General features: G+C 41.7%; 12 protein-coding genes. 8 read left to right on the top strand and 4 right to left on the bottom strand.

The features are described 5' to 3' along the window. The first annotated feature begins 44 nt into the window (after positions 1–44). Together pruA and PP181_RS14330 are read left to right on the top strand one after the other, a co-directional pair. The gene (pruA, locus tag PP181_RS14335; RefSeq protein ID WP_154920668.1) at positions 45–1,673 is read left to right on the top strand and encodes an L-glutamate gamma-semialdehyde dehydrogenase; all 1,629 of its coding nucleotides are present in this window, start codon (positions 45–47) and stop codon (positions 1,671–1,673) included. 107 nt (positions 1,674–1,780) lie between these two features. Next, a complete protein-coding gene (locus tag PP181_RS14330) occupies positions 1,781–2,296 on the top strand; it encodes a DinB family protein (RefSeq protein ID WP_138259370.1) in 516 nt (171 codons plus the stop codon). A 264-nt stretch (positions 2,297–2,560) separates the two neighbouring features. On the opposite strand, the gene rsmG is transcribed toward PP181_RS14330, so the two are convergent. Further along, on the bottom strand, positions 2,561–3,196 hold the full coding sequence (rsmG, locus tag PP181_RS14325) for a 16S rRNA (guanine(527)-N(7))-methyltransferase RsmG (RefSeq protein WP_154920667.1): 636 nt from the start codon (positions 3,194–3,196) through the stop codon (positions 2,561–2,563). Between the two features lie 119 nt (positions 3,197–3,315). Here rsmG and PP181_RS14320 point away from each other — a divergent pair, with 119 nt between their 5' ends. Both PP181_RS14320 and PP181_RS14315 read left to right on the top strand, forming a co-directional pair. Next, entirely contained in the window at positions 3,316–4,416 is a 1,101-nt protein-coding gene (locus PP181_RS14320) for a fatty acid desaturase family protein (RefSeq protein WP_138259368.1), read from the top strand. 13 nt (positions 4,417–4,429) lie between these two features. After that, on the top strand, positions 4,430–5,620 hold the full coding sequence (locus PP181_RS14315; protein WP_272637597.1) for a pyridoxal phosphate-dependent aminotransferase: 1,191 nt from the start codon (positions 4,430–4,432) through the stop codon (positions 5,618–5,620). A gap of 80 nt (positions 5,621–5,700) precedes the next feature. Here PP181_RS14315 and PP181_RS14310 read toward each other — a convergent pair whose 3' ends face one another. Both PP181_RS14310 and trkA read right to left on the bottom strand, forming a co-directional pair. Then, a complete protein-coding gene (locus PP181_RS14310) occupies positions 5,701–7,194 on the bottom strand; it encodes a TrkH family potassium uptake protein (RefSeq protein WP_272637596.1) in 1,494 nt (497 codons plus the stop codon). A gap of 1 nt (position 7,195) precedes the next feature. Then, the gene (trkA, locus tag PP181_RS14305) at positions 7,196–8,545 is read right to left on the bottom strand and encodes a Trk system potassium transporter TrkA (RefSeq protein ID WP_154920665.1); all 1,350 of its coding nucleotides are present in this window, start codon (positions 8,543–8,545) and stop codon (positions 7,196–7,198) included. 330 nt (positions 8,546–8,875) lie between these two features. Here trkA and ubiE point away from each other — a divergent pair, with 330 nt between their 5' ends. Continuing rightward, positions 8,876–9,604, top strand: a complete 729-nt coding sequence (gene ubiE / locus PP181_RS14300; RefSeq protein WP_154920664.1) for a bifunctional demethylmenaquinone methyltransferase/2-methoxy-6-polyprenyl-1,4-benzoquinol methylase UbiE — start codon at positions 8,876–8,878, stop codon at positions 9,602–9,604. A 29-nt stretch (positions 9,605–9,633) separates the two neighbouring features. Then, positions 9,634–10,362 (top strand): type IX secretion/gliding motility protein PorT/SprT, encoded by a 729-nt coding sequence (gene porT / locus PP181_RS14295; RefSeq protein WP_138259363.1) that lies wholly within the window; start codon positions 9,634–9,636, stop codon positions 10,360–10,362. Positions 10,363–10,377: 15 nt separating this feature from the next. Here the strand turns inward: porT and PP181_RS14290 are convergent, their stop codons facing one another. Next, complete coding sequence (locus tag PP181_RS14290; RefSeq protein WP_330072490.1) at positions 10,378–11,082, bottom strand: TrmH family RNA methyltransferase; 705 nt, start codon at positions 11,080–11,082, stop codon at positions 10,378–10,380. 93 nt (positions 11,083–11,175) lie between these two features. Here PP181_RS14290 and tamL point away from each other — a divergent pair, with 93 nt between their 5' ends. Further along, positions 11,176–13,716: a translocation and assembly module lipoprotein TamL gene (gene tamL / locus PP181_RS14285; protein WP_330072489.1), complete on the top strand. Its 2,541-nt coding sequence runs from the start codon at positions 11,176–11,178 to the stop codon at positions 13,714–13,716. A gap of 61 nt (positions 13,717–13,777) precedes the next feature. Next, complete coding sequence (fbaA, locus tag PP181_RS14280; protein ID WP_272637593.1) at positions 13,778–14,845, top strand: class II fructose-bisphosphate aldolase; 1,068 nt, start codon at positions 13,778–13,780, stop codon at positions 14,843–14,845. Positions 14,846–14,860: the final 15 nt, after the last annotated feature.

Raw genomic sequence — 14,860 nt, 5'->3', positions numbered from 1 at the left:
TAGTACTTTTGGTCAACTACTAATTTTAAAAATAAAAATTGACCATGGGCAAAGGATTTTTCCAAGTACCGGCCGCCATAAATGAGCCAATAAAAAGTTATGCTCCAGGAACTCCTGAGCGCGAACAGGTATTAAAGCAATACAAAACCTATTACACTAGCACGGTAGATATACCAATGTATATTGGCCCCAAGGAGGTGCGTACCGGAAACACCAAACCGATGTCGCCCCCACATGATCACCAACATATTTTGGGCAACTACCATCTTGCTGAAAAAAAACACGTTGAGGAAGCAATTTCCAACTGCCTAGAATCCAGGGAGGCTTGGGCAAACTTGACATGGGAGCAGCGTGCTGCGGTTTTCCTAAAAGCGGCCGAACTTATTGCAGGTCCTTATCGTGCAAAAATAAATGCCGCGACCATGTTGGCGCAATCAAAAACTATACATCAGGCCGAAATTGATTCGGCTTGCGAACTCATAGACTTTTTGAGATTCAATGTGGAATATATGTCACAGATCTACGAAGAGCAACCCTATTCGTCCGAAGGCATTTGGAACCGCGTGGAATATAGACCTCTCGAAGGATTCGTATATGCCATTACACCCTTCAACTTTACGGCAATTGCAGGAAATCTGCCTGCAAGTGCGGCCATGATGGGGAACGTGGTGGTATGGAAACCAAGTGACAGCCAAATATTTTCCGCAAAGGTCATCGTAGATGTATTCAAGGAAGCAGGACTACCGGATGGGGTAATCAACGTTGTCTACGGAGACCCGGTAATGATAACGGAAACAGTTTTGGCGAGTCCAGATTTTTCCGGCATTCACTTTACGGGATCAACTCATGTATTTAAGGAACTTTGGAAACAGATAGGAAACAATATTCATACCTACAAAACATACCCTAGAATTGTTGGCGAGACCGGCGGAAAGGACTTTATCATTGCGCATCCCACAGCAAAACCTCAACAAGTTGCCACGGCGATTACGCGGGGCGCTTTTGAATTTCAGGGGCAAAAATGTAGTGCGGCATCCAGGGTATACCTACCTAAATCCACGTCCAAAGAAATATTGGATTTGGTTAAAAAGGATGTGGCCTCTTTTAACAAACCGGGATCGCCCGAAGACATGGGGAACTTCATCACCGCTGTCATTCATGAAGCCTCATTTGATAAACTTGCCAAATACATTGACCAAGCAAAAAATGATAAAGAAGCGGAAATTATCGTTGGAGGTGGTTACGACAAATCTAAAGGCTACTTTATAGAACCGTCGGTTATTGTAACGACCGACCCACATTATGCCACAATGGAGACGGAACTTTTCGGACCAGTGGTAACCGTTTATGTTTATGAGGATGCGGACTGGTCCAAAACGCTAAAGTTGGTAGATAGCACTTCTGAATATGCCCTAACGGGAGCCGTACTTTCACAAGACCGTTATGCGATTGACGAGGCTACCAAAGCCTTACAAAATTGTGCAGGGAATTTTTATATAAACGATAAACCTACGGGAGCGGTCGTGGGCCAACAACCTTTTGGTGGAGCAAGGGCATCCGGGACCAATGACAAGGCGGGCTCTGCTCAAAACCTATTGCGATGGGTATCCCCACGCCTGATAAAGGAGACTTTTGTGACCCCGGAAGATTATCGATATCCTTTTTTAGGTTAAGTGTCTGAATTTTAACAAGCTAAAGTTACAGTCATAAAGATTTTGATTACTTTTAAGGGTGTTCCCGGAAAATCCGGGAACACCCTTCACTTTTAAACAGCACTAAAATGAAAAAATTAATTTCAATACTCTGTCTGACAGGTTGCGTATTGGGTATCCAAGCACAGGAAAACCTAACACAAAACACCATTCAGGGATTGTTACAGGGAAATCAAGCTCAAGTAATCCAGTTGGCGGAGGCCTTTTCTGAGGAACAATATGATTGGAGACCTATGGAGGGCGTTAATTCGGTGGCGGAAGCATTGCTCCATGTAGCTGGAGCCAACTATTTCATTGGGTCCAAGATGGGCTTTGCACCTCCAGAAGATGTCGATATTATGGGGCTGACCAAAATAACGGGTAAAGACAATATTATTACGGCCCTAAAAAAATCCAATGCATGGGTGTTGGACAAAGTAGGTGAAGTGGAAAGCGGTGAATTGGGAAATGAAGTTGATTTTGGGTTTATGAAAATGAACAAGTTAGGAGGTCTATTGATCATCATGGAACACAATGGAGAGCATAAGGGCCAACTTATTGCTTATGCAAGAACTAATGGCGTGGTGCCACCCTGGAGCGAATAATCTTTTTCACAAACTAAATTTAAAGCGCCTTACCGGCGCTTTTTTATTTCCAAAAACATCCAATTGAACAATTTCAATGTAAATTTAACGTTAATTAATTGTAAATTAAATGTTTTTTGCAGAATTTTGAATGGATATGAACTTGATTTTCAGAACATATAAGCATTGTAGGATGTACATACTCTGTACTCGGATACATTATTGGAATCGGTTAAAGGAATATGCAAAAAAAAGTCGGAAGGTTTATAAGACCATTTATAGTCTTTAGCCTTTAAATTTCATGGGAAGATATACGACCTTTTTGGTATCAAAAAAATCCTCCTTAAAATAATCAGTAAGGTCAAATATTTCAGCTGTGCGATAGCTTTCCAATTCCTCCTGTAAATCCCCTCCCTTCAGGTACAGAATACCGTTTCTTCTTTCATGTTGCGACTCCTTTTTTATTTTTCCCTTTACCCAATGTACGAACGTAGGCATGGCCGCGACCGCCCTACTGACTATAAAATCAAATTGATTTGGAACCTCCTCCACTCTTGAATTAACGGTTTGGACATTCGTGAGGCCAAGCCCCTCCACTACCTCATTGACGACCTTTATTTTTTTTCCGATGGAATCCACCAGGGTAAAATTCACTTCAGGAAATAAAATTGCCAAGGGAATACCCGGAAATCCACCCCCAGTACCTACATCCAAAATTTCAGATCCATCCTTAAATGTTTGGACTTTGGCAATCCCAAGCGAGTGGAGCACATGTCTTAGGTACAGTTCGTCAATATCCTTTCTAGAAACCACATTGATCTTTTGGTTCCAATCTTTGTAGAGCTCCTCTAATGAATTTATATGTTTTTGCTGCTCTACTGTTAAATTGGGGAAATATTTAAAAATGGTTTCGGCTGTCATGCGTATATTTGTAGAATTAGAAAAAGAATACATTATTTTTTGCAAAGATTTCTATTTTGGGCAACCTACCCAACAAATAAAAATTTATTTGCTCGATTTTTAAAAAAAGATTATCGGTTATGGAGAACAAAACCATCAGATTTCCCCGAAGAGATTCAACACAATTTTTCAAGACCCTGAACGCTAGGGTCAATGATTATTTTAAGAACAACAAGATCAAGAAAACAGGCAACTGGAAATTGCACTTAAAGACCCTAGTAATGTTTACCCTATTCTTGGCTCCCTATTTCCTAATTTTAACCTTGGGACTACCAACTTGGGCCAATATATTGCTTACCATTGTCATGGGCGTTGGAATGGCCGGTGTGGGCATGAATGTAATGCATGACGGAAATCATGGGTCTTATTCCAATAAAAAATGGGTGAATAAAATCATGGGAAGTAGCATTTACATTCTTGCTGGCAACGTTTACAATTGGCAAGTGCAGCATAATGTGCTCCACCACACCTATACCAATATCCATGAACACGACGAGGATATGGAAGCAGGAAGGATATTGCGCTTCTCCAAGCATGCGGAATGGAAGCGCTATCACAAGTTCCAACATTATTATTCCATCTTCCTTTATGGGTTATTGACCTTTAACTGGGCCATAACTACAGACTTTATGCAGATGTATCGATATATGAAGCGTAAACTTTCCTATGGCAAGTTGCCCAGCGCGACCATCAATTGGAGTACTTTGATAATCACCAAAATCCTTTATGTGACGATTTGGATCGTATTGCCTATGTTGATTTTGGACATCGCTTGGTGGAAAATCCTCATTGGATTCTTTCTGATGCATTATGTTGCAGGAGTAATTTTAAGTGTGGTTTTCCAATTGGCACATATCGTGGACCATGCCGATACGCCCCTACCCGATGATCACGGCACCATGAAAAACACCTGGGCCATCCACCAACTGTTTACAACCGTGAATTTTAGCACCAAAAATAGGATTGTAAATTGGTTCACCGGTGGTTTGAACCATCAAGTGGAACATCATATTTTCCCGAATATCAGTCACATCCATTACACAAAAATTTCAAAAATTGTGAAACAGACTGCAAGGGAATTTAATTTACCATATCACGAATATGAAACTACTAGAAAAGCTATAATTTCGCACTTCAAACATTTAAGGGAATTAGGCAAGCAGCCTACTTTACAGTACTAGTAATTTTATTGATATGAACAATCAACTTTCGGACAGGATAAATAGCCTTACTCCTTCCGCTACACTTGAAATGGCCGCGAAAGCCCGTGAACTTAGGGCGGCTGGAAAAGATATTATCGGGTTGAGTTTAGGGGAACCTGACTTTAATACCCCGGAATACATCAAAGATGCCGCTATACAGGCAATCAACGACGATTACAATGCGTACACCCCGGTGGATGGATACGTGGAGCTAAAGAAGGCCATCATCACAAAATTTAAAAGGGACAATAATCTTACGTACGAACCCTCCCAAATCGTGGTTTCTACAGGAGCCAAACAATCCTTGTACAATGTTGCGCAAGCGATGATCAACAAGGGCGATGAAGTAATTCTACCCTGCCCCTACTGGGTCAGCTATGCGGATATTGTTCAGTTATCCGATGGTGTTCCAGTGGAAGTGCCAACTTCATTGGAGAACGATTTTAAAATGACTCCAGAGGAATTGGAAGCCGCCATTACGCCAAAAACCAAAATGCTCTGGTACAGTTCTCCTTGCAACCCTAGTGGTTCTATCTATAGTAAAGAGGAGTTGAGGGCATTGGCCGATGTACTTCAAAATTATCCGCAGATTATTGTGGTCAGCGATGAAATTTACGAACACATAAACTACGGTGTTACCAAACACGCCTCCATGGCAGAATTCGAGGACATGTATGACCGTACCGTTACGGTAAACGGGGTAGCGAAAGCCTTCGCCATGACAGGATGGAGAATTGGATACATTGGAGCTCCTAGCTATATTGCCCGGGCGTGTAATAAATTACAAGGTCAGGTGACCAGTGGTGCCAACTGTATTGCGCAGAGGGCCGTAATAACCGCCTTGGAAGAATCTCCCGACCGAATTCAGTATATGGTGGATGAATTCAAAAAACGCAGAAAGCTGATTCTGGATTTGCTGAACGATATCCCAGGATTTAAATGCAATGAACCGGAAGGGGCATTTTATGTATACCCAGATGTAACCGCCTATTTTGGGAAAACCTTGAACGGTACAAAAATCGACAATGCTTCGGATTTTGCCATGTACTTATTGGAGCATGCAAATGTGGCCACGGTCACAGGTGACGCTTTTGGCAATGGAAACTGCATCAGGATTTCGTATGCGGCATCGGTCAAGGAAATAGAGGAAGCGATAGCAAGAATTAAAAAAGCACTTTTATAAATCTAACTAATAGAATATTTACAAAAATCCCGCATTTTCATAATGCGGGATTTTTCTTTTCAAAAGAGTTGATCAATAGTTTAAGTCCTTTTCCAAAAATAAGGATTCAATAATATCAAGACCGTAAAAAGTTCCAACCTACCGGCCAACATTAAAAACCCGCACCACCATTTAGCCAAAGCAGGCAGGCTATTAAAATTGCTAACGGGATTTAAACTGCCCAAGGCAGGACCCACATTGCCCAAGGATGAAGCCGACCCACCAATGGCCGATTCAAAATCAAGACCGAGCATCCCCAATACCAAGGCCCCAATAATGAACAACAGCATATACAGCACAAAAAAGCCAATGATATTGTAGACAATCTTTTCCTTTACCGTTTTGTTGTTGTACCGTACAGGGATGATGGCATTGCTGTGCAATGTCCTTTTGAATTCCAATAGTCCATTCTTTATGATCAAAAGATGTCGCATGATTTTGATACCCCCGGATGTAGAACCTGCAGATCCTCCCATAAAGAACAAACCGAAAAAGAATATTGTCAAAAATGGGGTCCATTGGGTAAAGTCGGCACTAACGAATCCGGTTGTTGTTATAACGGAAATAACCTGGAACAAGGCATGCCTTATGGAACTTTCGGCCTTTCCAAGTACCATGGGATAACCTGGGGTATCCTGGGTAATATTGGCCTGAAAATAAATGACCCCTGCTACTACTACCGTAAATATCAAAATAGCGAGCGAATAATATTTCCATTCCTCATCCCTTAAAATTCGCTGCACCTTGCCCTTAAAGGCAAAGTAGCTCATTACAAAATTGCTTCCGGCCAAAAACATGAAAAGTATAATGATATACTGTATCAATGGCTGATCGTTCCAATACGCAATACTGGCGTTCTTGGTAGAGAAACCTCCTGTGGAAAGCGTTGCCAAGGCATGGTTGATAGCATCAAAGAAGGACATTCCGGCCAACTTCAAAAGTATAGTTTCCGCTATGGTATATCCCAAGTAGATTAACCACAACCTTTTTGCGGTATCCGTAATTCTTGGATGCAATTTATCGGCACTAGGTCCGGGTGCTTCGGCCGAAAATAGCTGCATGCCTCCAATACCCAAAAGAGGCAAAATAGCTATGGCCAATACAATGATACCCATACCGCCGATCCAATGCGTAAGGCTTCGCCAAAAAAGGATTCCTTCGGGCATGGATTCAATATCGTCCATGATAGAGGCCCCGGTAGTTGTATAGCCCGAAACCGTTTCAAAAAAGGCATTGGTAATATCCGGCACCGCACCGGAAAAAATATAGGGTAGCATTCCTGAAATGGACATGACCAACCATCCAAAAGTAACTATGATATAGCCTTCTTTTTGCTTTACCTCTTTACGGTGTCCCCTCGTGTAATACATGGCAAAAACCCCTGCAAACATGGTCGCTACGGAAGCCAAGGTAATACTAAGGGTCGCTCCGTCATCGTAGATGCCACTTACCAAAGCGGCCAAAAGCATAAATCCGCCATTGCAAAGAAGCAATAGCCCCATCAGATGAAAAATAATTCTTGAATTCAAGCGCATGCTAGAGGAACATTCGTTCTATTTTTGGGATTTGCTCCGGATGGCAACAAACGACCACCCTGTCCCCAGCTTGGATCGTAAAGCCACCCAAGGCAATGATTCCTTCACCGTCCCTTACCACACCACCAATCGTGGCATCTTTGGGAAAGTTCAATTCCCGTATGGTGGAACCGGTAACCTTGGAATCCTTTTTTACGATAAACTCCAAAATTTCCGCATTCAGATTGTTCAAGCGCATTAAGGCTACGACTTCGCCCTTTCGTATATGACGGAAAATATTGTTGGCAGCCAAGAGTTTTTTGTTGATCAAGGTATCGATACCAATGGAATGGGACAGCTGAAAATAATCCATATTCTCCACCAAGGCGATGGTTTTCTTGATATGTTTGGATTTAGCCACCAAACAGGACATGATATTGGTTTCTGAATTTCCAGTTACCGCGATGAAGGCATCCATGGACTCCAGACTCTCCTCATCCAACAATTCCACGTTTCTTCCATCTCCATTGATGACCAAGGCATTGGGAAGGTCATCGGCCAAATCAAAGGCCTTTTCCTTGTTTTTTTCTATCAATTTAACATTAAAACGTTTGGAGCATAGATCCCGGGCTGTTTTGAACCCAACCTTACTCCCACCAAGAATCATAACGTTTTTAATTTCCTCCTTTTTCTTGCCAGTGAGCTTATAGAGCTCGTCCACCCCTTCCTTAACCGTTATAAAGTAGACCTGATCACCTTCCTTGAAATAGGTGTCACCACGTGGTATCACCGTATATTGTGTCCCCAGTCTTTGTAGGGCGATTGGCATGAAGTGTAATTCCGGAAATACCTTGGCAGCCTCCTTGACCATTTTACCAACAAAAGGTGCCGACTTGGGCAGGGATACCCCCACCATTATCAACTCCCCGTCTTCAAATTCGTAGGTGTCGTTAAATGCCGATTTGTTCAACAATAACTGAATCTCTGTAGCGGCGAGCTCTTCCGGAGAAATAAGCTCATCAATGCCCAATTGGGAAAATTTCAACAATTCCTTGTTATCAACGAACTCCGTATTGGAAATTCTGGCTATGGTTCTTTTACAGCCCAATTGTTTGGCCAACATACACAAGGTCAAATTCGTGGTCTCCGAAGATGTTACACCAATAACGAGCTCGGAATCCTGTACCGATGCATCCTTTAAAATGGAAATGGAAGTGGCATCGCCCCTGAGCACCCTAATGTCCAAATGGTTGTCCGCATATGCCAGACTTTCCTTATCAGTATCGATCAAAGTAATATTCTGGGATTCGTAGGAGAGTAATTTCGCCAAATGAAATCCAACCTCACCAGCTCCAGCAATTATTATTTTCATTTAAAATCTTAAGCTAGCTTCCCTGGAAACGTGTCTTCACCTCCAGGTCCTAACCCTCATTGGGTCAATAGCTATGTTCTACAAGTAAGTGAATTATTAATGGGTACAAAATTACATAATTTTATGAGGTTTCAATTTATTTTCAAGCTTTTAAGAATGATTTAATCGATACCTAAACCAACCTTATTGTTTGTCCTAATGGCATTTAAAGAAAAAGAATCTCGGTCTTGAAACGGTATTGGATTTCCATGCGCTTCGACGCTACCAATGAATTCCGTAAAATTTGAAAGAACCTCTTTCTATATTGTATCTTTGCCCAAAAATTTGCAAATGGCCAAAAAGGTTACCCCATATAAGGACTCCAACTTAGGGAAAAAAGAACAGGTCACTAAGATGTTCGATACCATTTCTACGGATTATGATGGCCTAAACCGCGTAATTTCCTTTGGTATAGATGTAAAATGGCGAAAAAAGGTAGTGGCTATTCTAAAGGAGGAAGCTCCCAATACCATTTTGGATATTGCAACAGGAACCGGGGATCTTGCGATAGCCATGGTAAAAACGGGGGCAAAAAAAATTGTGGGTTTGGATATTTCCCCAGGCATGCTTGCGGTTGGGGAAAAAAAAATCAATGAAAAAAACCTATCCCCCATTATTGAAATGGTGGTGGGCGACAGTGAAAACCTAAGCTTCGAAACCAACTCCTTTGATGCCGTAACCGTTTCTTTTGGGGTCCGTAATTTCGAAAACCTTGAAAAGGGTCTGGCCGAAATCCTCCGTGTTTTAAGACCAGGTGGCACCTTGGTGATTCTTGAAACATCGGTACCAACCAAAACACCCTTCAAACAAGGTTATACCATTTACACAAAATACATCCTCCCTTTGATCGGAAAACTGTTCTCTAAAGACAATTCTGCGTATGGCTACCTAAGCGAATCTGCCGCTGCCTTTCCCCATGGAGAAAACTTCAACAATATTTTACGGGAAATCGGGTTTATAGATGTAGCGAACAAACCTCAAACTTTTGGCGTATCGTCAATATACATCGCCAAAAAATAAGGGTATTACAACGATTGACATTTGAGTAAATGAAAAAATGGTTTTTCACATGTTTGGGTATCCTTATATTGACCCCGAACCTTTATGGCCAGTTCAACGAAAACCCCGTTCTAAATAAGGAGAACGAAGATAAAAAATTCCTGAACTGGGGATATTTTTTAGGTTTGAACCAGTATGACTTTAAGTTTGAATACGAGGACGATTTGGGGTTCGATGCCAACGGCAAGGATCTTACCAACGTACAAGTTGCCAAGTCATTGGGATTCAACGTAGGATTAATTGGGGAAATGCGTATTAACGAATTTCTGGACGTACGGTTGGAACCGGGCCTTCACTATACTTCAAGACTTTTAGGTTTTCCCTCCCCATTATTGGAAGAAGAAAGGGATGCACTAAGAGAGGTAAAATCGACCTACATAAACTTTCCGTTACTTTTAAAAGTAAGCACCCGAAGACTAGGTAACTGGAAACCGTTTTTAATAGGTGGTGGTTCAGCGTCCCTAAATTTGGGTAGTAACGAAGCTAGCTTGGACGATAACCTTTCCCGTACCTTTAGAATGACCAAATGGGTCTATAATTATGAGTTGGGCTTTGGTATCGATTTCTATCTGGAGTATTTTAAATTCAGCCCGTCCATAAGAGGGGTATTTGCACTTACCGATGAATTGATAAGGGACAACGATCCCAACAGCCCCTGGACAGGGAATATCGCCTCCATGAAATCCCGAGGCATCTTTATCAATTTCACTTTTGAATAGAGGTGGATAAGCTTGCTACTTGCGTTTAATTTCATTCAAAAATATGGCCGTGGCAGTGGCCACGTTCAAACTTTCGGTGGTTTTTTTCCCGAATTGCGGAATACTAACTTCATAATCGCACAACTTCCGAACGGTATCTGAAATACCGTTTCCTTCATTTCCAAGAATCAGGATGCCATTTTCCGGCAATTTTGTTTTATGGATATTTTCTCCTTCCATGAAAGTGCCGTAAACAGGTACTTTGGTAGCGTTTAGAAAGTTTGTCAAATCCTTATAGAAAATATTGACACGGGCAATGGAGCCCATGGTGGCCTGCAATACCTTTGGATTATAGCAATCCACGGTCTCTTTGGAACAGATGAGGTTCTCGATCCCAAACCAATCGCACAACCTGATGATAGTACCCAAATTACCTGGGTCTTGCACTCCGTCCAAAACGACCGTCCACCCATCCACCTTTAAATCGGTAGTTATTTTCTTATGGAAAACCCCCATAACACCGTTAGGATTTTTTAAACTGCTAATCTGCTTTAGCTCCTTCATGGAAATCGGTTCTACTTCAAAAGCTTTTGAACCTTGCAATTCTTGTCCAGTCGTAAAGATTTTATAGGCCTTAAATCCAGACTCCAAAAGTTCCTCCACCGCCTTTTTACCTTCCATCACAAAAAGGCCATTTTCATTTCGGTATTTTTTTTGCTGTAGGTTTTTTATAAGTTTCAATTCACTTTTCACAACCATTCAAATGATGTATTTTTGATTTCTATGAAGACGGTAGCATGCTATAAATACCACATAGCTAAAATAAGCTTAATCTTGCTACTGGCAATAGGTTCCACATCCTGTAATTCGCTCAAAAAGGTTGAGGAAGAAGAGTATCTGATCGTGAAAAACACCATCTTGGTGGATTCTGTGAAGGTAACGAACGAGGACGTTCAAAGTCTCATTTATCAGAAGACCAATACCGCTATTTTAGGATATCCCTTGCGACTGAACCTCTATAACCTGGCAAAGGAAAATCCGGATTCCCTTTATCAGGCTTGGCTCAACAAAAAACCGAATAGGCAGAAGCGTCTCGAGAAACTGCTCTCCAGAAAACAAGTGGACCGTTTGGGCGAGTCTTTTCTGGTAAAAGGTCTAAGTGTATGGCTCAAGGATGTGGGCGAGGCCCCGGTAATTTTGGACACCACCCAAACCAGACGAAGTTTGGAACGGCTGAGTGCCTTCTACAACAGCAAAGGGTATTTTAACAACAGTACCACCTACCTCATTGATTCCACGAACGGAAAAAGAAAGGTGGCGGTAGATTACAGGATCAATTTGGGTAAGCCTTACTACATAGATTCCCTTTCCAATGATATTTCCTCAAAAGCGATCGATTCACTTTATTTTTTACATGCCGATGCGTCCCTGGTGAAGAAAGGAGAACAATTTGACCTGAACAATTTTACCCTGGAGCGGGAACGATTGACGGGGATTTTCAGGAACAGTGGCATTAGAAATTTTCAGGAAAGTTCCATCACATTTGATATTGAAAGGGATACCGTAAGGGCATCGAACGATCAAAAGATGAATATCAATCTTAATATTGGCGATTTAAGGAGACGGGGCGAAAATCAAGTCACCACATCGGAATATAGGGTAGAGAAAATCAACAAAGTAAATGTCTTTACGAATTTTTTATCGACGACGGAGAGTGCCCCCTTGGATTCCGTACGATACGAGGACCTTAATATTTACTACTCCGGAAAATTCAAAATCAAGCCAAAGACCCTGGCCGATGCCATTTTCTTTGAAAAAGACAGTATCTATAGAGACCTGGACAAGATCAGAACATCCAGACAGCTGAACAGTCTTAACATTTTTAAATATCCCAATATTATTTTTGAGGAGGACAGTATCCAAAATTTGGTTAACACCAATATCTATCTCGCACCAAAATCAAAGTATTCCTTGGGTACAAATTTTGAGGTAAGTCGGTCGAATTTACGTCGCATCGGTGTGGGTATGGGTGCCTCTTTATTGATACGAAATATTTTTAAAGGCGCTGAAAATTTAAGCATTTCGGCCGATGGCACCTTTGGCCTTTTAAGTACAGATATTTTCCCCGATGATTTTTTCTCCGAAATCGGTGGGGACATTTCCCTTGATTTCCCAAGAATATGGTTTCCGTTTGTAAACAGGACCAACCTAATACCCGATTATTCCCTACCAAAAACAAGAATTTCAGTGGGAACCAGTTTTCAAAAAAATATTGGTTTGGACAAACAGACCCTGAATGCTATTTTGGGTTACAATTGGTCCCCCAATGATTTTAAAAAACACGCTATCGAACTATTGAATATCCAATTCGTTAGAAACGTGAACAGGAATCGTTTTTATGATGTGTATAGAACAACTTACAATCAACTGAATGCAATAGCGGCCAATTCCGATGTGGTGAATCCAGATTATTTTGATGAGAACGATAACCTCTCTACCGTAACCACGAGCACTAATGATACCATTGGTACTTCTAGCTTTATAAGGGACGTAATTTCAGGTGAAATAAACGATCTCAACCAAGAACAGATTGGCGATGTGAGAAGTATCGCCGAGCGAGAACAACGTTTAACGGAGAACAACCTAATTTTCACCACCAACTACACGTTCAATAAAAATAACCGAAATGGTATTTTGGATAACAATTTTTATCAGTTCCGGTTCAAGGTTGAAAGTGCCGGGAACTTACTCTCCGGTTTTTCCAATTTTATCCCTTTTAATGAAAATGATGATGGACAGCTTTTGGTTTTTAACGTACCCTTTTCACAGTATATAAAGACCGAGTTCGACTATGTGAAATATTGGGACCTGTCCCGTTCTAATGTACTGGCGGCCAGAACCTTTTTTGGTATCGCCATCCCTTATGGAAATTCAGATAACATACCCTTTGTACGTAGTTATTTTGCCGGAGGCTCGAACGACAACCGGGCCTGGTTCCCCTATTCCCTAGGGCCTGGACGCACCTCCGCCCTAAACGACTTTAATGAAGCTAATTTAAAATTGGCCTTAAACCTGGAGTATCGGTTTCCACTGTTTGGCGATTTAAACGGCGCCTTATTTGCGGATGCAGGAAATATCTGGAATGTTTTTGACGATGTGGAGAACGAGGATGCCACCTTTAACGGACTGGAATCCTTACGGGATATTGCCTTGGGCTCGGGTTTTGGGCTACGCTATGATTTCACCTACTTTTTATTCCGGTTAGACCTTGGATTCAAGACCTATAATCCCGCTGAAATTCCTTCAAAAAGATGGTTTCGCGATTATAATTTTGCCAATTCAGTTTTGCAAATTGGCATAAACTATCCCTTCTAAGTATATTTGTTTTATTACTTTTGTTGCACATTTTTAGAAACTAATTAGACCCACAAAGATTATGGCTCACAATATTAAGCCGGGCGTAGCTACCGGAGACCAGGTTCAGGAAATTTTCAAATATGCAAAAGAAAAGGCATTTGCATTACCTGCCGTAAACGTAATAGGTTCCAACACCATAAATGGAGTACTTGAAACCGCCTCGAGCTTGAACGCACCGGTCATCATCCAATTTTCAAATGGTGGTGCCCAGTTCAACGCAGGAAAAGGACTTTCCAATGAGGGGCAGAAGGCGGCCATATTAGGAGCGGTTGCCGGTGCCAAACATGTACATCAATTGGCTGAAGCGTATGGAGCCACGGTAATCCTGCATACGGACCATTGTGCAAAAAAACTATTGCCATGGATCGATGGACTTTTGGATGCCAGTGAAAAACATTATGCCGAAACGGGAAAATCCCTTTTCAGCTCGCACATGATCGACTTATCAGAAGAGCCTTTGGAGGAAAACATCGAAATCTGTAAGCAGTACTTGGAGCGCATGAGCAAGATGGAAATGACCCTGGAGATAGAATTGGGAATTACCGGTGGAGAGGAAGATGGTGTGGATAATTCTGATGTGGACGACTCTAAATTGTATACCCAACCGGAAGAAGTAGCATACGCTTATGAAGAGCTGTCCAAAGTAAGCCATCGATTTACCATCGCAGCGGCATTTGGAAACGTGCACGGCGTATATAAACCAGGAAACGTAAAGCTAACCCCCAAAATCCTTAAAAATTCCCAGGAATTTATTTCGGGAAAATACGGCGTTGGGCACAACCATATTGATTTTGTATTCCACGGCGGATCCGGTTCTTCCGTTGAGGAAATCAGGGAAGGCATCAGCTATGGGGTGATAAAAATGAATATCGATACAGATTTGCAATATGCCTTCTTGGCGGGCGTACGTGATTATGTCCAGGACAACAAGGACTATCTACAATCCCAAATAGGGAACCCAAAAGGTGCCGATGAGCCCAATAAAAAGTTTTATGACCCAAGAGTTTGGTTGAGAAATGGCGAGACCTCCTTTGTAGAGCGCTTAAAGAAAGCCTTTGAGGATCTCAATAATGTGAATACGCTATAATTTAGTCGATAACTT

Source organism: Maribacter sp. PR66, assembly GCF_028464205.1.
Lineage (GTDB): Bacteria > Bacteroidota > Bacteroidia > Flavobacteriales > Flavobacteriaceae > Maribacter > Maribacter flavus.
The sequence above is the reverse complement of the archived record's forward strand: the minus strand, read 5'-3'. Positions and strand labels throughout refer to the sequence as shown.

Excerpts from the sequence above, each read along its gene's own strand:
- pruA (WP_154920668.1), top strand. The coding sequence starts at position 45 with ATGGGCAAAGGATTTTTCCAAGTACCGGCCGCCATAAATGAGCCAATA.
- rsmG (WP_154920667.1), bottom strand. The coding sequence starts at position 3,196 with ATGACAGCCGAAACCATTTTTAAATATTTCCCCAATTTAACAGTAGAG.
- ubiE (WP_154920664.1), top strand. The coding sequence starts at position 8,876 with ATGGCCAAAAAGGTTACCCCATATAAGGACTCCAACTTAGGGAAAAAA.
- PP181_RS14330 (WP_138259370.1), top strand. The coding sequence starts at position 1,781 with ATGAAAAAATTAATTTCAATACTCTGTCTGACAGGTTGCGTATTGGGT.
- PP181_RS14315 (WP_272637597.1), top strand. The coding sequence starts at position 4,430 with ATGAACAATCAACTTTCGGACAGGATAAATAGCCTTACTCCTTCCGCT.
- PP181_RS14310 (WP_272637596.1), bottom strand. The coding sequence starts at position 7,194 with ATGCGCTTGAATTCAAGAATTATTTTTCATCTGATGGGGCTATTGCTT.
- trkA (WP_154920665.1), bottom strand. The coding sequence starts at position 8,545 with ATGAAAATAATAATTGCTGGAGCTGGTGAGGTTGGATTTCATTTGGCG.
- fbaA (WP_272637593.1), top strand. The coding sequence starts at position 13,778 with ATGGCTCACAATATTAAGCCGGGCGTAGCTACCGGAGACCAGGTTCAG.
- porT (WP_138259363.1), top strand. The coding sequence starts at position 9,634 with ATGAAAAAATGGTTTTTCACATGTTTGGGTATCCTTATATTGACCCCG.
- PP181_RS14320 (WP_138259368.1), top strand. The coding sequence starts at position 3,316 with ATGGAGAACAAAACCATCAGATTTCCCCGAAGAGATTCAACACAATTT.